Source organism: Novosphingobium naphthalenivorans NBRC 102051, from assembly GCF_001590985.1.
GTDB classification, from domain to species: Bacteria; Pseudomonadota; Alphaproteobacteria; order Sphingomonadales; family Sphingomonadaceae; genus Novosphingobium; species Novosphingobium naphthalenivorans.
Genome location: NZ_BCTX01000002.1, coordinates 60,201 through 78,692, shown reverse-complemented (window position 1 = coordinate 78,692; position 18,492 = coordinate 60,201). Strand labels below are relative to the sequence as shown.

Here is an 18,492-nt window from a genome sequence, read left to right as displayed (position 1 = left end):
CAATAGACTGAAGCAGTTAGGTTAACGGATCTTGATACATCCTCATATGTAGTCAGCACGGAAGCGGCGCAGCCGTCGAAGCTGCCGCGCAGCCTAAGCCGCAGAGGCCTTGCGTCCCGCGTCAAAACGGTACGGACTTCATGCGCCGCGAACAGGCGCGAACGCAGGTCCTGCCAATCGAGCGGTAAGTGGAATTCCGTTAACGCATCACCCGCGCGACCTTGCGGATGCCCTGTTATGCAGGTTTTGTGGTCATGAGCGATATCCATGACGCTGCCTATAACCCGCACTTGGTCAAAGGACGGTAAAGGACACCGTTACGCTTCTTTGACCAAGCTTAATGCAATCGTTAACTTTCCCGCCCTCCGCACAAGTGCCGTTCTGTGGTAGGAAAGCGGCGCTGTCGGCTGTATGGGGCACCTCATGAGCCTCCCGTTTAGCCTGCCTGCCGGTCTTGATCCGGTTAAATTGTGGCAACTGCCCGAGCCGCTTGCGGAACGCCGCATCGTCGTTGCCATGTCGGGCGGCGTCGACAGCTCGGTCGTCGCCGCGCTGGCCGCTGCGAGCGGCGCGGAAGTGATCGGCGTGACGCTGCAACTCTATGACTATGGCGCCGCCACCGGCCGCAAGGGCGCCTGCTGCGCGGGCGACGATATCCGCGATGCCCGCGCCGTCGCCGACCGCCTCGGCATCGCGCATTATGTCTTCGACCACGAGAGCAGCTTTCGCGAGGACGTGGTGGAACGCTTTGCCGACGATTACCTCGCCGGCCGCACCCCGATCCCCTGCATCCGCTGCAACATGGGGCCCAAGTTCACCGATCTCCTCGCCATGGCCCGCGAGCTGGGCGCCGACTGCCTCGCCACCGGCCACTACGTGCGCCGGGTGATGGGGCCGGCCGGGCCTGAACTGCACCGCGCCGCCGATCCGGCCCGCGACCAGAGCTATTTCCTCTACGGCACCACCGAAGAGCAGCTCGATTTCCTGCGCTTTCCGCTGGGTGGACTGCCCAAGACCGAAACCCGCCACCTTGCGGAACTGGCTGGCCTGCGCGTGGCGGACAAGCCCGACAGTCAGGACATCTGCTTCGTGCCCGATGGCGACTATGCCAAAGTAGTGCGCTCGGTGCGGCCCGAAGGCGAAGCGCCGGGCGAGATCGTCCACGCCGAAACCGGCGAAGTGCTCGGCACCCATCGCGGCGTGATCCACTATACCGTCGGCCAGCGCCGCGGCCTGGAGATCGGCGGCCAGCCCGAACCGCTCTATGTCACCCGCATCGATGCGGAAACGCGCCGCGTCATCGCCGGCCCGCGCCGCCTGCTGGCCACCGCCTCGGCCCGGATCGTCGAGACCAACCGTATCGGCCCCGTCCCTGATGCGCCGCTGACGGCCAAAGTCCGTTCGCTGGCCAAGCCGGTGCCGGTCACGCTCGAAGGCCCGCTGGGCGATGGCGCGGAGGCTACGATCCGCTTCGCCCAGCCCGAATACGGCGTCGCCCCCGGCCAGGCAGCGGTGATCTACGCCGGAGAGCGCGTGGTCGGCGGCGGCTGGATCGAAGAGACCGCATCCGCCGCCCTGTAACCGCAGATCACTGCACGCCGAGAAACGGCACCGGCCCGCCGCCATTGTAATTTGGCAGCTTGCCGTCCCATTTTTCGACCGCGCGCATCTTCACGATCTCCGGGTTCGTGCGGATCGCTTCCGCCTCGACCTGGATCGCCTGGGCATCGCCCTGCGCCTTGGCGACACGCGCCTCTGCATCGGCCTTGGCGGTCGCGACATTGGCCTGCGCGGCCAGCGCCGCCTGCTCGTTGGCGATCTTCGCATTGATCTGTTCGAGCACTTGCCGGGGCACGACGATATTGCCCGCCCAATAGATCTGCTCCACCTGCAGCCCGACCGGCGCGAAAAACGCCTCCACCCGCTTCTGCGCAGTCTGGATCAGTTCGGCCTTGTGATCGCCATAGATCTGCTCGACCCCGAGTTGGGCCGCGCGCTCAACGATCGCGTTGCGGATCGCATTGCGCAGCGGGCCCGCGATGATCTGGTCCATGTCCGCCCGGTAGCGCTGGAACAGGATCGCCGCGCGCGCGGGATCGACATGATAGCTCACCGCGACATCGGCCGAGAGCGACAGCCCGTTCTTGTCCTGAAAGGTGAAGCTCTCGTCGATCGGGCTCTGCTCGGTAGTGCTGGCCGTCCAGGTATAGGTGCGCGTGAACACCGGATACTCGTAGATATGCGTTCCCGGCGGCGCGAGATACCAGCCCACGCCCAGCGAATCCGGCGAGACGCCGCCCGCGATGTTGTTCACCCGGATGCCGACGTTGCCCGGCTCCACGCGCGCCAGCGAGGTCGAGGCCAGCAGCCCCACGGCCACCAGTCCGGCCACCCATCCGGCCCGCCCGGGAAAGCTGCGCACAGCCCGGCCCAGCCGGGACAGCGCGCCCCGGCGCGGATAGTCACTGTCGAGATAGCTCATTTCCATTCTCCACTCGGGGAAGAACCGCTCCCCTGCCGTTGCCGACGGGCGGCACGCGAACAGGCGTCCGGCGGACAGCCGGGTCCGGCCTTACGATGAAGGCACATCATTGCTGGGTGGATTTCGGGGTCGAGGGATGCGTGGAAAGCCCGAAAGGGCACCGCGCAGGCGCAAGACGACGAAAGCAACAGCCAAAATCACGTCGTGCAGAAGGGCTCATGCCCTTACGCACCGGACCTAAAGCTCAAGCCAGAACGCCGTTACACCTGCTCCTTTGCATGCCCGATGCATGCCTTGCCGTTTCGACAGGGGGGAATTTACCAGCCCCCACCCCCCGCACAAGAAAAACCGGATGCAGGACCGCCGATTTTGGCAAAGCGGCGGCGGACGGAGCGCCCGTCACTCGTCCCAGGGTTCGAGCTGGCAGCCGGTCTTCTCGTCGAACGTGGCGCTCTGGTGCGCCAGCAGCGGCACTCCGGCGCGGACCGTCTTCGTTTCCGGATCGTCGGACAGCGAGACGAGCCCGGCCACGCGGCCCAGCCCCGCCATCTTGAGATCGCCCTCGCAGCTCTTGAGCGGACGCTGCGAGACGTAGCGGCACACGCAGCCCACCCGCGCGCCATAGGCAGCCCCCACCAGCGCCTCTTCGCGCAGGCTGTTCCAGCGCCAGCCGAGAATCGCCAGAGCCGCCACGATCACCAGCAGAATCAGGTTGCGCAGCCAGCGCGAGGGCTGGCGCGTGCGGTAGGGCGCGGCCTGTTTGTCCCCCATCGGCCATTTTCCGGGTGTTGCCATTCGCACGCGCCTCGCACATCACACCGCGCGTCATGCCGGTGCGCCGCCTTCCCCATATCCTCGCCCTGCTCGTGCTGCCAACCCTGTGGGGCTGTGGACAGTCCGCGCCCGATGGCCCGCCCCCGCCCAGCAACGCCGCGATCGCCGCGATCCGGGACGACGGCGGCGCCCCGCAGATCCCGCTGGCCCGCGCCATCGATGCGCTGTTCGACGATGCCGGCGTGGGCAAGACCGAAGCCTTGGTCATCATGAAGCGCGGTTCCGTGATCGCCGAGCGCTATGCCGAGGGCGTCGGCGCGAAAACGCGCCTGCCGGGCTGGAGCATGGGCCAGTGCGTCACCACGCTGATGATCGGCCAGCTCGTCAGCGACGGCCGTCTGCGCCTCAACGAATCGGCCCCGGTGCCCGACTGGCAGCGCCCCGGCGACCCGCGCGGGGTCATCACGCTCAAGCAGTTGCTGCAGATGCGCTCGGGCCTGCGCCATGAAGAGAACGCCGTAATCGGCGAAGGCGGCGAGAACACCGAATCCGACCGCGTGAGAATGCTGTTCCTCGACGGGCGCGACGACATGGCGGCCTATGCCGAAGCCCAGCCGCTGGAGGCGCCGGCGGGCCGGGTCTTCGAGAATTCCTCGGCCACCGCCGTGATCCTCTCGGACCTTGCCGCGCGCGTCCTGGCGCCCGACCACGACCCCGGCCGCCGCCGCCAGGCCGTGAACGACTACCTGAAGAACCGCGTGCTCGGCCCGATCGGCATGACCTCGACGCTGGTCGGCTACGACCGGGCCGGCACCATGATCGGCGCGGGCATGATCCACGCCAATGCCCGCGACTGGGCCAAGCTGGGCGAGTTCCTGCGCCGCACCGGCTCGGTAAAAGGCGCGCAGATCCTGCCACGGCGCTGGGTCCAGTTCATGCTGACCCCGAGCCCGCGCAACCAGGGCTACGGCGCGGGCGTCTGGCTCAACAAGGCGCCGCCGGGCGACGGCGCGCGGCTCTATCCCAATGTGCTGCCCGCCAATCTCTTCGCCTGCATGGGGGAATACGGGCAATATGTGATCGGCTCTCCCGATCAGCTCCTCACCGTGGTGCGGCTGGGAGAGAGCGATACCGCCCAGCAGCGCGTGCTGCACCGACGGCTGGGCGAGCTGCTGACGCTGTTTCCCGGCGGGAAGCCCTAGGACCGCCAAGTCAGGTGAATGCGCAGGAATAATAGCTGCCCCAAAGATGGCGGCAACTGACGAGATCTCCACCAAACAGCTTAGTGACAGCCTCAGGCGCACGAAATTTTCCCGTGACGGGATCGAAACCGTCCGCTGTCATCACCACGCCTGTGGGGTCGAAAATGATGCCCGACCAATTATCCAGCATTCCCGCTGGATTGAAAGCCACGCGAATCGGCGGCCCCAGATCCACGGAGTACGTGACACCACCATCTTCTTCGTACCAAGAAGCTTTATGATCCCTTCTCGCTTTGGCAATAATGGCCTCATAGTGTCGCTGGTTGAGCGCCAATCTCGCGAGATCTCCCAAACGTCCCCCAACGATCAATGATGGCCAGACAAGAAACATTGCAGCTGCCAGCAGCACCGGGCTTGCTAACACCCCGACCGCTTTAACCCAAAAACGCTCGTATTGCTTGGCCAAGCGCACACCACGAACAAACCATACGATGAGAAAGGTCAGCAGTAGAATCGTTAGAAATGGCAGGCCGCACAGCAGAAGAAAGATGCCCAATCCTTCGTTAAAGGCATTCACGAGACCCACAAGAAACGCGATCGCGACAACAATCGCATAGGATCGCGCGGAAGACACAAGATAGGGCTTCACCGTCGCCAATCCGGGAGTTTCTTCGGACACTCTTTCTCCTATTCCACTGTCCCTACATGAAGCGGCGGCAGCACGTTCTTGCCGGCATTGCCCCGTTCATCGACCAGCCCGTCCGGGTCGGTGTGAATCAGCACTTCGACGCCGGGGAACTCGGCATGGATCCGGGCTTCGATGTCGTCCATCACCCGGTGTGCCTGCCGCACGGTCATCTTGGGATCGACCCAGATGTGGAACTGCACGAAGTCCTTGTGGCCCGACGTGCGCGTGCGCAAGTCATGCACGCCGCTGATGTTCGGGTAGCGGGCCAGAACCTGCAGGAAGCGCTCTTTCTTCTCGGCGGGCCACTCATGGTCCATGAGCTGGTCGAGCACCTGTTTCGACGCGCCCCATGCGCCCCAGCCGAGCCACGCCGCGATGCCCAGGCCGAACAGCGGGTCGGCGCCCTTGATCCCGGCGTACTGGTCCAGCGCCAGCGCGGCGATCACGGCGAGGTTGAGCAGCAGGTCCGACTGGTAGTGGACGTTGTCGGTGGTGATCGCCAGGCTGCCGGTCTTGCGGATGACATGGCGCTGCCAGGCCAGCAGCACGAACGTCACCACGATCGCCGCCACCGACACGCCGATGCCTTCCGCCGCCGCCTCGACGCGGTGGCCGGACAGGAACTGTTCCACGGCGCGGCTGGCAATGCCCAGCGCCGAGATGGAAATCAGCACGATCTGGAACAGCGCCGAGATCGCCTCCGCCTTGCCGTGGCCAAAGCGATGCTTGTCGTCCGCCGGCTGCGCCGCGATCCACACGCCGAGCAGGGTCGCAAGGCTGGCGACGAGATCGAGCGCGGTATCGGCAAGGCTGCCGAGCATCGCCGTCGAGCCGGTCGACCATGCGGCCCAGCCCTTGATGCCCAGCAGCAGCGACGCCGCGGTGATGCTGGCTAGCGCCGCACTGCGGTTGAGATGGGCGTGTTCGGTCATGCCGCGCCGCTCACGGATAAAGCAGCGTGCTGGACCAGCCGCCGTCCGAATCGCGCATGAAGCGGCGCCGTTCGTGCAGGCGGTGAGGCCGGTCGTGCCAGAACTCGATCGCCGCAGGCACGACGCGATAGCCGCCCCAGTGGCCCGGCCGATCGACCTCCTTGCCCTCGAACCGGTCGCGCGCTTCCTCGTACCGGGCCAGGAACGTCTCGCGGCAATCGAGCGGGGCCGACTGGTCGGACGCCACCGCGCCGATCTGCGAATCGCGCGCGCGCGAATGGAAATAGGCGTCGGCCTCTTCGGACGTCACCGGCTGCAGATGACCCTCGATGCGAATCTGGCGGCGCAGGCTCTTCCAGTGGAACAGCAGCGCGACATTCGGATTCGCGGCAATCTCGCGGCCCTTGCGCGAATGGCCGTTGGTGTAGAACACGAAACCTTCCGGCCCATAGCCCTTGAGCAGCACCATGCGCACCGAAGGAGCGCCGTCCGGCGTTGCCGTTGCCAGTGCCATGGCATTGGAATCGTTCAGCTCGGTGGTCCGGGCCTCGTCGTACCAGACCTTGAAGAGGTCGAACGGATCGCCGTGCGGGACGACTTCGCGCGCGAGTTCAGTTTCCATGGCGATTTCCTGATGCGGTTGACACAGTTGACACTGTCCTGCGGTAAGAGGGGGGCCTGAGGTAAAAGGCGAAACCGGGGCAAAAAGGCAAGAGGATCGCGCCCTTGGCCCGAACCGCCAAGCGGCGCCTTGATCCGGGACAATTCACGCGCACCTCGAAAGACATAGTGCAGGGATACCAATCAGGGTCCATGTAGGAAAGCAGACTCGCACACACAACTTGCCGCAAGCGGCGCGGACACCTAGCTAAGCACCACTATGGCAGCAGATCCTTATACCACCCTTGGCGTTTCGCGCGGCGCAAGCGAGAAGGAGATCAAATCCGCCTATCGCAAGCTCGCGAAGGAACTCCATCCCGATACCAACAAGGACAATCCCAAGGCGGCGGAGCGCTTTTCCGACGTGACCCGCGCCTATGACCTGCTTTCCGACAAGGCCAAGCGGGCGCAGTTCGACCGCGGCGAGATCGATGCCGACGGGAATCCGACCATGCCGTTCGGCGGCGGCGGCGGCAGCTACGGCGCCGGTTTTGGCGGCGGTGGCGGCCAGCGCGGGTTCTCAGGCGGCTTCGGCGGCAACGAGGGGATCGACCTCGAAGACCTGTTCGGCGGCATTTTCGGCGGCGCCGGGGCCCGCGGTCCCGGTGGCATGGGTGGCGGCATGGGGGGCCGGGGCCGGGCAGCCCCGCGCGGCGCCAATGTCAGCTACCGCCTTTCCGTCCCGCTGACCGATGCGGCCGAGCGCAAGGACCAGCGCATCACCCTCTCGGACGGCAAGACCATCGACCTCAAGCTGCCCGCAGGCGTCGAGGACGGCACCCAGATGCGGCTGACCGGCAAGGGCGAGCCCGGCCCCGGCGGTCCCGGCGATGCGCTGATCACGATCCAGATCCAGCCGCACGCGTTCTTCAAGCAGGATGGCGACGATCTGCGGCTCGACCTGCCGGTCACGCTCGACGAGGCGCTGAACGGCGCCAAGGTCAAGGCGCCCACGGCCTCGGGCGCAGTCATGCTTTCGGTTCCGGCCGGTTCCAGCTCTGGCAAGGTGCTGCGGCTCAAGGGCCGGGGCATGAGCCGCAAGGACGGCTCGCGCGGCGACCAGCTGATCTCGCTGGAGATCGTCCTGCCCGACCATGACGCAGACCTGGTCCAGCGCCTGGAAGGCTGGAAGGATACCCGCGACGTGCGCGGCAAGCTGGGGATCTGAGCCAAGCGGCTCATCCCTGCCAGTATCATATCCGGCCATGAATATGGCGGGGCCGCGGTGTAGGATCTTACGCAGCACCGGACCTGCCGCTCGTAGCGGGCGCGTTGCCGTGGAGGCAGGCCCTGCCCTTTTGTACCTTGGCAACGATGCCCGCCATGTCACGGAGAACAGTTTATGGATCAGCAAAGCCAGGATATGCGCCCAACGCCGGATCCGGCGGAAGACAACGCGTTCTTCCCGTCGCCCTATTCGCTGAGCCAGTTCACCGCGCCGGTATCGGATCTTGGCGGGGCCGAATATCCCCACCCTTACACCGGCAAACTCAAGGTCCTGATGATCGGCGCCGACGAGCGGTATTTGCTGACCGGCAACGGCACGATGTTCTCCACCGGCAATCATCCGCTGGAAACTCTGCTGCCGATGTATCACCTGGACAAAGCTGGCTTCGCCATCGACGTGGCGACGCTATCCGGCAATCCGGTGAAGCTGGAATACTGGGCGATGCCCTCGCAAGACACCGAAGTGAATGCATTTTTCGCCAAATATCGCGAGGCATTCAAAACCCCGCTCAAGCTCGCCGACGTGATCGGGGACGGGCTCGATGATTCGGACTACGTGGCTGTCTTCATTCCGGGCGGCCACGGCGCGCTGATCGGCCTTCCCGAAAGCAAGGAAGTCAAAGCCGTTCTCGAATGGGCGCAAGCCCGGGACAAGTTCGTGATCTCGCTCTGCCATGGCCCCGCCGCCTTCCTGGCGCTGGAAGACTCCGGCATTTATCGGGGCTACCGGATTTGCGCTTTCCCCGATGCGATCGACGATCAGACCCCGGCGGTCGGCTATATGCCGGGCCATCTCACCTGGAAGTTCGGCGAGAAACTGAAAGCGATCGGTTTCGAGATCGTCAACGAAGGCATTTCCGGACAGACCCTGCGGGATCGCAAGATGCTGACCGGCGACAGCCCGCTCGCGGCCAATGCGCTGGGGAAACTTGCAGCGACAGCACTTCTCGAAGAGGTCGCGAGCGAAACCTGACGGCCTTTCTGCGCGCAAAATTGAACACATCGCTTCCAGCGCCTATGACCGGCCCGTGCACGCCGATCCGCCGATAAAGCCCGCCGGTCCGCCGGACCTTTCGCCCGAGGGACGGCGGCGCGAGGCGCTGCTGCAGCGCGAAGGCCTGCGCCAGCGAATCAAGCGCCATGCCGGGCCGGGCTCGCGCGTCTTCGCCGTCATCACCCGGGTTGCAGGCGGGGCCTGGAAGGACGGGTTCATCCACGCCGGCAACCTCGCCTACATGACGCTGCTGGCGCTGTTCCCCTTTTTCATCGCGCTGGCCGCCATCTTTTCGGCGATCGGCGAGAAAGCGCGGCTCAGCGCCTCGATCGATGCGGTCCTGCGGGCCATGCCACCGCGCGTGGCCGAGGTGCTCGGCCCGGTCGCGCATGATGTTGTGGCGGCGCGGCACGGCTGGCTGCTGTGGATCGGCGGCCTGTTCGGGCTATGGACCGCGACCAGCCTGATCGAGACCATCCGCGACATCCTCCACCGCGCCTACGGCACCAGCAAGCGGCAGCGCTTCTGGCGCTACCGGCTGTTTTCCACCGGCCTGATCTTCGGCGCGGTGCTGCTGCTGCTGATCTCGCTGTCCTCGCAAGTGCTGATCGCGGCAATGCAGACGATCATCTTCGCCCTGTTCCCGCAGTTCGACACGCTTTCCGACCAGATCGCCGTTTCCAGCATGATCAGCGCCGGGGCCCTGTTCGGCTCGATCTATATGCTGTTCTACCTGCTGACCCCGGCGGAATACCAGAAACGGATCTATCCGAAATGGCCGGGCGCGGCGCTTGTAACCGGGTGGTGGCTGCTGGTCGCCTTCGCGCTGCCAAAGGTGCTGCGCAATTTTTTCGTCTACGATCTGACCTACGGAAGCCTCGCCGGAGTGATGATCGCACTTTTCTTTTTCTGGCTGGTAGGCTTAGGGATGGTCGTGGGCGCCGAGCTGAATGCGGCGCTCGCGGAATCGCCTGAAGAGAGGGACATGTTCGGGCGGTCCACAGCGGCCTTAGGGCCGAATGAGAACGAAACACGGGAAGAACACGAATGACCGGTTTGATGCAGGGTAAACGCGGCTTGATCATGGGCCTCGCCAACGACAAGTCCCTGGCTTGGGGTATCGCCCAGAAGCTGCACGAACAGGGGGCCGAAATGGCCTTTTCCTATCAGGGTGATGCGCTGGAAAAGCGCGTGCGGCCGCTCGCCGAAAGTCTGGGCAGCGATTTCCTGATCGATTGCGACGTTTCCTCGATGGAAGCGCTCGACACCGCTTTTGCCACACTGGCCGAACGCTGGCCGACGATCGACTTCATCGTCCATGCCATCGGCTATTCGGACAAGACCCAGCTGCGCGGCAAGTTCTACGACACCACGCTCGACAACTTCCTGATGACGATGAACATTTCGGCCTACAGCCTGGTCGCCGTCACCAAGCGGGCCATGCCGATGATGCCGAACGGCGGCTCGATCCTGACGCTGACGTACTACGGCGCCGAAAAGGTCGTGCCGCACTACAACGTGATGGGCGTGGCCAAGGCGGCTCTGGAGTCGTCGGTGAAGTACCTCGCCAACGACTGCGGCCCTGACGGCGTCCGCGTCAACGCGATCTCGGCCGGCCCGATCAAGACCCTGGCCGCAAGCGGCATCGGCGACTTCCGCTACATCCTCAAGTGGAACGAGCTGAACTCGCCGCTGCGCCGCAACGTCACGATCGAGGATGTCGGCGGCGCCGGGCTCTATTTCCTCTCGGACCTGTCCTCGGGCGTGACCGGCGAAACGCATCATGTCGATGCCGGCTATCACACCGTCGGCATGAAGCAGGAAGACGCCCCGGACATCGCTTTGGGCTGATCGATCGGCACAGGAAAATGCAAAAGGCCGGAAGGAAACTTCCGGCCTTTTTTGTTGTGCTGAAGCGAGTGTCTCGGAGCCTTATACCAAAGCTTGCTGTTGATGACTCGCGTCCCTTTGCTTCGTCATTGCGAGGAGGCGAAGCCGACGCGGCAATCCAGTGCCGGCGCAAACCGCCCTGGATTGCTTCACCCTTCGGGCTCGCAATGACGAGAGAACGGGACGGAGTTCTAATCAACGAGCCATGGTATTACTTCGGCTCCTGCACCGGCGCTTCCACGGTCGCCTTGCCACTGGCGTCCTCGGCGGCTTCCTGTTCGGCCTTCTGCTTCTTCTGCGCGTCGAAGTAGGCCTTTTCCTCCTTTTCGACCTCCACCTGCTCGGTGGCGGCCTTGGCATCAATGGTCGAAAGACGCTTTTCGCGTTCGGCCTGGATCAGTTCGCTGAACTTGACGTCCGAACCGTTCTTCTTTTCGGCATAGGCCTGATCGATAAGGCGCTGGGTGCAGCCCAACGATCCGCCCGGGCCCACCGGCGAACAGCTCAACGTGCCAGCAGCGCCAACCGTCTCGTAAGCTTGAACCTTGTTGGTCCAGGACTGGGACTTGGGCGAGTCGATACCGCGCAGCGGCTTGGGAATGCGATAGCGCTCTTCCTCCGGCTTGCGGGCGCAGACGGTGATCTCGCCCTGGCTCGACTTCGGGCAGGGATCGTCGCCATAGACGATGAGCTGATTGACCTTCTCGCCGCCGGGGCTGGAAAGGTCCTCGTCCTGCGCGGCGGCAGGCATGGACGCCAGAGTCAGGCCGAAAGCGGCAGCGGCAACGGCGGTCAGGAGGCGAGACATTCCGGGGGCTCCAATCAGATCAGGTTTGAGGCGCACTATAGGAGCGTGCGCCGTTGAACGGTAGCTGAAGCGCTGGTGCCAGCCTTGCGCCAGAACAACAAGCGGGGAAAATTCAGATGCGTTCCGACAGCTTGATCGCGGCACGGCAGCCAAGGCGGATCGCATTGAACAGCAGCGGATAGGCCGGGGCCCGTTCCGCGCCCGCCGCCAGCGCCGCGTCGCGATGCTCGCGCTCATCGTCGCGGAACTCGCGGATCGCCGCGCCCAGTTCCGGATCGTCGCCGTCCAGCTCTTCAAGCTGTTCGGTATAGTGCCGGTCGATCTCGGTTTCGATCGCGGCGGTGCAGGCCATCGCCGCTTCGGGACCGATCAGCGCCGTCGCCGCGCCCAGCGCGAAACCCGCCACCGACCATACCGGCTGCAACAGCGTCGGCCGCACACCGCGCTCAGCGATCATGGCGTCGAAGCGCGCGCGGTGATCCTCTTCCTGCGCCGCCATCCCGGCAACCTCGGTCGAATGCGGGGCGCGGTTGCCCATCACCGCCATTTGCCCGGCATAGATGCGGGTCGCGCCGTATTCTCCGGCCTGATCGACGCGCAACATCCGCGCGCTGCGGGAAGAAGTCATGCTTTCGCCTTTCCGCCGAGCGTCAGCAGTCCGAAGGCCGCCAGCGCACCGGCTGTCGAGAAGATAAAGTTCCAGCCTGCCAGCGAGATTCCGAACAGGCTCCACTGCACCTGATCGCAGCGGATGACCGGGGCATTCATGATCGCCTCCAGCGGATCGCCGCCTTTCGCGAAGGGGCTGGCGGTGCAGGCCGTCACCCCTTCCCACCAGCCATATTCGACACCGGCATGAAAGGCGCCGATCAGCCCGGAGGTGAGGATGCCCAGCGCCGCCACGGCAACCAGCGGGCGCACCGGGCTCCAGAAGAACGCCAGCGCCGCGAAGACCAGCGCGAACATGTGCGGATAGCGCTGCCACCAGCACATCTCGCAGGGCACCAGCCCGAAGCCGTATTGCGAAAGATAGGCCCCGCCCAGCGCCGCCGCCGGGATCAGCAGCACCAGCCACCGGGCCAGGCGCAGGGAGGCATCAACAGGTACGGTCATGTCCTTGTGTCCTCGCCGCTCTGGCCGTCAGTCCGCGGTCTTGGCTGCGGCAAGCGCCGGCTTGCCCGCGGTGCGCTCCAGCGTGGCGATCGCGTAGTGGAGCTGGAAGTCTGTGATCCCTTCCTTCTTCAGCTCCTCTGCGGAGATCTTGAAGCGCGGATCATCCTTGCTGTCGGTTTCCAGATCCTTGTCCTGCAGCGCCGAATCGTTGATCAGGTGGCCGCGCAGATCGGACTCGCGCACGGCCCGCTCGGCCCGCGCGCGCGCATCCGGATCGGAGAGCTGCGGCACCTTGATGTCGGGCACGATGCCGCCTTCCTGCACCGAGTGGCCCGAAGGCGTATAGTAACGCGCGGTCGTCAGCTTCACCGCGCTGTCCTTGTCGAGCTGGATGAACGACTGCACCGAGCCCTTGCCGAAAGTGCGCTGGCCCATGATGACCGCGCGGTGCTGGTCCTGCAGCGCCCCGGCGACGATCTCGGAAGCCGAGGCCGATCCGGCATCGACCAGCACGATGATCGGCAGCCCGCGCGCGGCATCCCCCTTGAACACGGTTTCGGCGCGGTAGAACTGGTTCTCGCTGGCGAGGCGCCCACGCTGCGAGACGATATCGCCATGATCGAGGAACAGGTCGGACAGCGCCACTGCCTCGTCGAGCGAACCGCCCGGGTTCGAGCGCAAGTCGAGCACCAGCCCGTTCAGCTTGCCCGCGCCCTTGAGCGCGGCCTGCTTCTTGAGGTCGGCAATGGCGTTGTTCACGTAATTGCCGACATCGCGCGAGAACTCGTTGACGCTGATCACGCCGATATCGTCCTTGAGCTCCCAGGTCACGGGCTTGAGCTCGATCACGCCGCGCGTCACAGTCACGTCGAACGGCTCGTCGCGGCCGGGGCGGTAGATCGTCAGCTTGATCGACGTGCCCGCAGGCCCGCGCATCTTCTCCACCGCCTCATCAAGATCGCGATCATAATAGAGCACGCCGTCGAGGTGAGTGATGTAGTCGCCCGCCTTGAGGCCGGCCTTCTCCGCCGGGCTGCCCTTGAACGGCGAGATGATCTTCACCGCGCCGTCATCCTCGACCACCGAGAGGCCGAGGCCGGTGTACTTGCCGTCGATCATCGTCTCCAGCCGCTGCAGCGAGGGGCCGTCGAGATAGTTCGAATGCGGGTCGAGGCTGGCCAGCATCCCGTCGATCGCGCCCTTGAGCAGCTTGTCGTCATCGACCGGATCGACATAGTTCGCCTTCACCAGCTCGTAGATGGTGAAAAGCTTGTCGAACTCATGGTTGGCGCGGCCATCGACCGCGGCAAGCCCGGAGGTCGCGGCGGGAAGCACGGCAACGGCAGACACCAGCAGCGCGGCGCGCATCAGAGGTGCGAATTTCATCGGGCGATATGCCTCTCGTTCTTCACGTCCGGCACCGGGCAGGCCCGGCCGGTGGGGTTTTCGAAGCCGATCCTACCCGCCCTTTACCACAAACGCCAGCGGCTGGAGCCGGACAGTTTGACGCAGGCCGGGAGGAAACCGGATGCCGCCTTATAGCGAACGGATATATTGCAGGGGATTAACGGGCTCGCCGTCACGGCGCAGTTCCACGATCACTTGCGGCGTGCCGGGGCCGGTCATGCCGATCGGCGATCCGGCGACGACTTTGTCCCCCACCGCCACGTCGAGCCGCGCCAGCCCGGTAACGAGCGAGGTCCAGCCGCCTTCATGTTCGACGATGACGATGCGGTCATAGCCGCGATAGGGTCCGGCAAAAGCCACGCGGCCCGGGGCAGGCGAGACCACTTGCGCATTGGCGCGCGGCGCCAGAACCAGTCCGCCCGATCGCGCCTGCCCCGGCGCCGCTTCGCCGAATCCCGTGACCAGGCGGCCAGTGACCGGAAGCATGTAGCTCGGCAGGCCTTCGGGCGGAGGGGTGAACTGCGAGGCCTCGACGACTTGCGCATCTTCCGGGCGCGGCGGGCGCATGATCGGGCCCGGCAGCGCGGCGAGCTGATCGCGCAGCTCGCCCTGCTTGCCCATTTCCTCGACCAGTTCGCCCAGATCGCGCGCCTTTTCCGCCAGTGCCAGCGCCCGATCGCTCTCGCGCGCGGCAATTCCGGCGACCTGCCGGCTGGCAAGGCGCTGGCTCGCTTCGATCGAGGCAAGCTGCTGGCGGCGCGCGCGCATCTGGTTCTCGCTCTCGCCCAGATCCGCCGCCGCGGCCTGCGCGCTGCGCTCCAGCGCATGCCCGCGTTCGATCTCGGCGCGCAAGTCCGCCGTGCGCGCCTGCACTTCGGGCAGCACGGTATCGAGCAGCGCCCGCATGTAAACGGCATCGCGCACCGATCCCGGCCGCAGCAGCGCCAGGAGCGGCGGCCGCCGCGAGAGCCGCTGGAGCGAACCGGTCAGCCGGGCGAGCGGCACCTGCTGCGCGGCCAGCGCGGCGCGCAGCTCGGCGCGCTGCGAGGAAATCAGCTGGATCTTCGCCTTCTGCGCCGCCACCGCAGCCTCGGTTTCCTGAATGCGCGCGGCCACCGCCGCCGCTTCGCGCGCGGTCTTCTCGGCCTGTTCGGTCACGGCTTTGGCGCGCGCTTCCAGCTTCTCGGCCCGCTTGCGCGCGGCCTCGCCTTCGCGGCGGGCCGCGAGCATGTCTTCCTGCGCCTTGCTGGCATCGGCGGTGGGATCGAGCACCGCCAGCGCCCCCTGCTGCGTCATCGCCTGCGTCGCCAGCACAGCGGCGGCACAGGCAGCGAGGATCAGGGAAAGGCGGGCGGCAGGCTTCACAGGCGATTCACTAGGCCAGCTGGAGTCCCGCGGGAAGAGGGAAGACGCCGCCGATGGACGTGACTCGCCAACCGCCATTGACACCACGCTCAGACAGATTGTACCGATCGGTACAAGAATCGCCATCACTGGAGCCTTGTCATGTCCCGTCCCCCCTTTCCGCCCTTCACGCCGGAAACCGCAGCGCAAAAAGCGAGGATGGCCGAAGATGCATGGAACAGCCGCGATCCCGGGAAAGTGGCGCTGGCCTATACGGCCGGCAGCGTGTGGAGAAATCGCGGAGAGTTTCTGACCGGACGCGAGCAGATCATCGCTTTCCTCACGCGCAAGTGGGACCGCGAGCTGGACTACCGGCTGATCAAGGAAGTCTGGGCGCAAAGCGGCAACCGTATCGCCGTGCGCTTTGCCTACGAATGGCGCGACGACAGCGCGAACTGGTATCGGTCCTACGGCAACGAGAACTGGGAGTTCGACGATGCCGGACTGATGGCCCGCCGCATCGCCTCGATCAACGACCGGCCGATTGCCGAAAGCGAACGGCTGTTTCACTGGCCGCTTGGCCCTCGCCCGGACGGGCACGCCTCGCTCACCGAACTCGGTCTCTAGGGCGTGGCGCGCAAGAGGACGAATCCCGGAAACGTGATTCCGGCGCTGGCCGAGGTCTTTCGCGAACATGGCTATGAAGGTGCCAGCCTTTCGCTGATTGCCAGCGCCACGGGGCTGGGCAAGGGCAGCCTCTACAACTTCTTTCCGGGCGGAAAGGAAGAGATGATGGCTTGCGTGCTGGCCGACATCGATGGCTGGTTCGAAACCGCGATCTTCTCCCGTCTGGAACAGGTGGCAAATCCGGTCCCGGCGATCGCCGCCATGTTCCGCGACGTGGTGCACTATTTCCGCTCAGGCGAAAAGGTATGCCTCGTCGGCGCGCTGGGACTGGGATCGTCCCGCGACCCTTTCACCAGACAGGTCAGCGCCTATTTCACGCGGTGGATAGGTGTCTTGTCGGCTTGTCTCGAAAGGGCTGGCGTTCCGGAAAACCGGGCGAAACATCTGGCCGAAGACGCCGTAGCCGGCATTCAGGGAGCCATAGTGCTATCGCGAGCCCTCGATGACACCGCGGCATTTCTGCGGATAGTGGGGCATCATGAGGCATGTCTGACCGAAGCCGTGACATCGCTCAAAAGCCCGGAGTAAACGCCGCAGCGCGGTTTCGCTGCCCTCACCCCGACCGGTGATAGGGATGCCCCGCCAGAATCGCCGTCGCGCGCCAGAGCTGTTCGGCCAGCATCGCGCGGGCCAGAAGATGCGGCCAGGTCATCTTGCCGAAGCAGAGCAAGTGATCGGCCCTGGCGCGGGCTTCATCGCCATGGCCGTCGGCAGCGCCGATCAGGAAGCGGCATTCGCGCACGCCTTCATCGCGCCAGCGGCCGAGCAGGGCCGCGAATTCCTCGCTGGTCATGGCCTTGCCGCGCTCGTCCAGCAGCACTTCGCGAAACGGCGTCTGCGAAGGCGGTGGCACTTTGCCACCGGTGTCAGGCAATTCGCTGTGCCTGAACGGCCAGGTGATCCGCTTGGCATAGCGGTCCAGCAGTTCTGCCTCGGGCGAGCGGGCGATCTTTCCGCGGGCGATGATGTGCAGCAGCATGTCAGGAGCACGCAGAACGGCTAGGCGCCTTTTGCGCGGATGTCCTCTCGCTCTGCCCGGCCGCTTCCGGGCCGGGCTGTTCTGTCAACCGTGCGCGGCGGTCAGGCCGCGCCGGAGGGTCCGTCGAAGCCCCACATCCTCTCAAGGTTGTAGAAGCTGCGCACTTCCGGGCGGAAGAGGTGGACGATCACGCCGCCGGCATCGACCAGCACCCAGTCGGCCGCGGGCAGGCCCTCGATACGCGGATTGCCGAAGCCACCGTGTTTGAGCCGTTCGCCGAGTTTCTGCGCCATGGCGGCCACCTGCCGGGTCGAACGGCCCGACGCGATCACCATGTAGTCCGCAATGCTGGATTTGCCTTCGAGGTCGATGGCCACCAGGTCCTGTGCCTGATCGTCGTCGAGCGACTGCAGGACAAGGGCCAGAAGCGGGTCATCGCTGTCGACCACCGCCGGGGGTGTGGTGCCGGTCGCAACCGGCTGTATTTGTGCCTGTGGCATCTAGTGTGTGTCTGCTCCTTTCAGGGATCGTCCGGGCAAGATGGAAACCATCGTGCCGTTTTCAATCATATGCTGGGTAAGCCGGGTGCGCTTGCGAAAGGTCTCAGGACCGTTCACGCCGCTGTTCCGGGGATCAGGCGGTGCGTGACAGCGTCCCGGCAAGAATGGGGACGCACAGTCCGCGTCCCGTTTGTCCGGGCCCAGTCCGGATCGGTCTGGCGTATCGCCGTGGCCGACCGCGTATCGGGGTCGAATCGCAATGTCACAAGCGCAGGTGCGCTCCACCTTTCCGGACCGCGAAGACTGGACAAAGGCTTCCGGAATCGCCTCAACCAGGCCATCGCGGGGCTCGCGAGGGCAGGCGCATCATACCCCGGACGGGCAATCACTGCAATCGGCATGAGATTCGCGATCCCGCGCCAGTCCTTCCAGTGGTGGAACTGCGCCAGATTGTCCGCCCCCATCAGCCAGACGAAGCGCCGTTTCGGATAGCGGAGCAGCAGCTTTCTGAGCGTGTCCACGGTATAGCGCGTGCCCAGTTCGCGCTCGATCGCCGTGACCCGGATGCGCGCGTGCCGTGCCACCCGGCAGGCCGATGCGACCCGCGAACCGAGCGGCGCCATGCCGGCCGCGGGCTTGAGCGGATTGCCCGGGGAAACCAGCCACCACACTTCGCCAAGCGCCAGCGCATCGATCGCGAAAAGCGAAATGCGCCGGTGCCCGCCGTGGGCCGGATTGAAACTGCCGCCGAGCAGCCCGGTAACCGGGCCGCAGCGCCGCCGCTGCACCATATGCTTCAGGGCCG

The 18,492-nt window shown here is 65.3% G+C and carries 21 protein-coding genes; 8 read left to right on the top strand and 13 right to left on the bottom strand.

The annotated features are described in order from the left end of the window. The first annotated feature begins 423 nt into the window (after positions 1-423). Positions 424-1,581, top strand: a complete 1,158-nt coding sequence (mnmA, locus tag NN5_RS01340; protein ID WP_067732251.1) for a tRNA 2-thiouridine(34) synthase MnmA — start codon at positions 424-426, stop codon at positions 1,579-1,581. A 7-nt stretch (positions 1,582-1,588) separates the two neighbouring features. Here mnmA and NN5_RS01335 read toward each other — a convergent pair whose 3' ends face one another. After that, the gene (locus NN5_RS01335) at positions 1,589-2,482 is read right to left on the bottom strand and encodes an SPFH domain-containing protein (protein ID WP_084384660.1); all 894 of its coding nucleotides are present in this window, start codon (positions 2,480-2,482) and stop codon (positions 1,589-1,591) included. Between the two features lie 399 nt (positions 2,483-2,881). Beyond that, entirely contained in the window at positions 2,882-3,277 is a 396-nt protein-coding gene (locus tag NN5_RS01330) for a hypothetical protein (RefSeq protein WP_174523862.1), read from the bottom strand. A gap of 32 nt (positions 3,278-3,309) precedes the next feature. Here NN5_RS01330 and NN5_RS01325 point away from each other — a divergent pair, with 32 nt between their 5' ends. After that, positions 3,310-4,458 (top strand): serine hydrolase domain-containing protein, encoded by a 1,149-nt coding sequence (locus tag NN5_RS01325; protein WP_067732249.1) that lies wholly within the window; start codon positions 3,310-3,312, stop codon positions 4,456-4,458. A 10-nt stretch (positions 4,459-4,468) separates the two neighbouring features. Here NN5_RS01325 and NN5_RS01320 read toward each other — a convergent pair whose 3' ends face one another. The 3 genes from NN5_RS01320 to pdxH are packed head-to-tail and all read right to left on the bottom strand — an operon-like array spanning position 4,469 to position 6,700. Beyond that, on the bottom strand, positions 4,469-5,137 hold the full coding sequence (locus NN5_RS01320) for a hypothetical protein (protein ID WP_245656126.1): 669 nt from the start codon (positions 5,135-5,137) through the stop codon (positions 4,469-4,471). A gap of 8 nt (positions 5,138-5,145) precedes the next feature. Beyond that, positions 5,146-6,078, bottom strand: a complete 933-nt coding sequence (locus NN5_RS01315; RefSeq protein WP_067732248.1) for a cation diffusion facilitator family transporter — start codon at positions 6,076-6,078, stop codon at positions 5,146-5,148. Between the two features lie 10 nt (positions 6,079-6,088). Next, entirely contained in the window at positions 6,089-6,700 is a 612-nt protein-coding gene (pdxH, locus tag NN5_RS01310; protein ID WP_067732247.1) for a pyridoxamine 5'-phosphate oxidase, read from the bottom strand. Between the two features lie 258 nt (positions 6,701-6,958). On the opposite strand from pdxH, the gene NN5_RS01305 reads away from it, so the two are divergent. The 4 genes from NN5_RS01305 to fabI all read left to right on the top strand — a co-directional run bounded on the left by NN5_RS01305 (position 6,959) and on the right by fabI (position 10,810). Then, positions 6,959-7,906, top strand: coding sequence for a DnaJ C-terminal domain-containing protein (locus NN5_RS01305; protein ID WP_067732246.1), 948 nt, complete (start codon positions 6,959-6,961; stop codon positions 7,904-7,906). A gap of 174 nt (positions 7,907-8,080) precedes the next feature. Continuing rightward, positions 8,081-8,938 (top strand): glyoxalase III HchA, encoded by an 858-nt coding sequence (gene hchA / locus NN5_RS01300; protein WP_067732245.1) that lies wholly within the window; start codon positions 8,081-8,083, stop codon positions 8,936-8,938. A gap of 55 nt (positions 8,939-8,993) precedes the next feature. Then, the gene (locus NN5_RS01295) at positions 8,994-10,010 is read left to right on the top strand and encodes a YihY/virulence factor BrkB family protein (RefSeq protein ID WP_067732244.1); all 1,017 of its coding nucleotides are present in this window, start codon (positions 8,994-8,996) and stop codon (positions 10,008-10,010) included. After that, positions 10,007-10,810 (top strand): enoyl-ACP reductase FabI, encoded by an 804-nt coding sequence (gene fabI, locus NN5_RS01290; RefSeq protein WP_067732243.1) that lies wholly within the window; start codon positions 10,007-10,009, stop codon positions 10,808-10,810. The genes NN5_RS01295 and fabI overlap by 4 nt, the downstream gene beginning before the upstream one ends. A 250-nt stretch (positions 10,811-11,060) precedes the next feature. On the opposite strand, the gene NN5_RS01285 is transcribed toward fabI, so the two are convergent. From NN5_RS01285 to NN5_RS01265, 5 genes are all read right to left on the bottom strand, one after another. Further along, on the bottom strand, positions 11,061-11,657 hold the full coding sequence (locus NN5_RS01285) for a hypothetical protein (protein WP_067732242.1): 597 nt from the start codon (positions 11,655-11,657) through the stop codon (positions 11,061-11,063). 112 nt (positions 11,658-11,769) lie between these two features. Continuing rightward, positions 11,770-12,285 carry a demethoxyubiquinone hydroxylase family protein gene (locus NN5_RS01280; RefSeq protein ID WP_067732241.1) on the bottom strand — a complete coding sequence of 172 codons (516 nt, stop codon included), beginning with the start codon at positions 12,283-12,285 and terminating at the stop codon, positions 11,770-11,772. Then, positions 12,282-12,770, bottom strand: coding sequence for a disulfide bond formation protein B (locus NN5_RS01275; RefSeq protein ID WP_067732240.1), 489 nt, complete (start codon positions 12,768-12,770; stop codon positions 12,282-12,284). The genes NN5_RS01280 and NN5_RS01275 overlap by 4 nt, the downstream gene beginning before the upstream one ends. Positions 12,771-12,797: 27 nt before the next feature. Then, positions 12,798-14,156 (bottom strand): S41 family peptidase, encoded by a 1,359-nt coding sequence (locus NN5_RS01270; protein ID WP_067732239.1) that lies wholly within the window; start codon positions 14,154-14,156, stop codon positions 12,798-12,800. A gap of 150 nt (positions 14,157-14,306) precedes the next feature. Then, entirely contained in the window at positions 14,307-15,542 is a 1,236-nt protein-coding gene (locus NN5_RS01265; protein ID WP_067732238.1) for a murein hydrolase activator EnvC family protein, read from the bottom strand. A 141-nt stretch (positions 15,543-15,683) separates the two neighbouring features. Here NN5_RS01265 and NN5_RS01260 point away from each other — a divergent pair, with 141 nt between their 5' ends. Both NN5_RS01260 and NN5_RS01255 read left to right on the top strand, forming a co-directional pair. Continuing rightward, complete coding sequence (locus NN5_RS01260; RefSeq protein WP_067732237.1) at positions 15,684-16,148, top strand: nuclear transport factor 2 family protein; 465 nt, start codon at positions 15,684-15,686, stop codon at positions 16,146-16,148. 3 nt (positions 16,149-16,151) lie between these two features. Further along, complete coding sequence (locus tag NN5_RS01255) at positions 16,152-16,736, top strand: TetR/AcrR family transcriptional regulator (protein WP_067732236.1); 585 nt, start codon at positions 16,152-16,154, stop codon at positions 16,734-16,736. 25 nt (positions 16,737-16,761) lie between these two features. Here NN5_RS01255 and NN5_RS01250 read toward each other — a convergent pair whose 3' ends face one another. From NN5_RS01250 to NN5_RS01240, 3 genes are all read right to left on the bottom strand, one after another. Next, complete coding sequence (locus NN5_RS01250; protein ID WP_067732235.1) at positions 16,762-17,187, bottom strand: 23S rRNA (pseudouridine(1915)-N(3))-methyltransferase RlmH; 426 nt, start codon at positions 17,185-17,187, stop codon at positions 16,762-16,764. Between the two features lie 101 nt (positions 17,188-17,288). Next, a complete protein-coding gene (gene rsfS / locus NN5_RS01245) occupies positions 17,289-17,687 on the bottom strand; it encodes a ribosome silencing factor (protein WP_174523861.1) in 399 nt (132 codons plus the stop codon). Positions 17,688-17,800: 113 nt separating this feature from the next. Beyond that, entirely contained in the window at positions 17,801-18,478 is a 678-nt protein-coding gene (locus NN5_RS01240) for a nicotinate-nucleotide adenylyltransferase (protein WP_067732233.1), read from the bottom strand. Positions 18,479-18,492 lie beyond the last annotated feature (14 nt).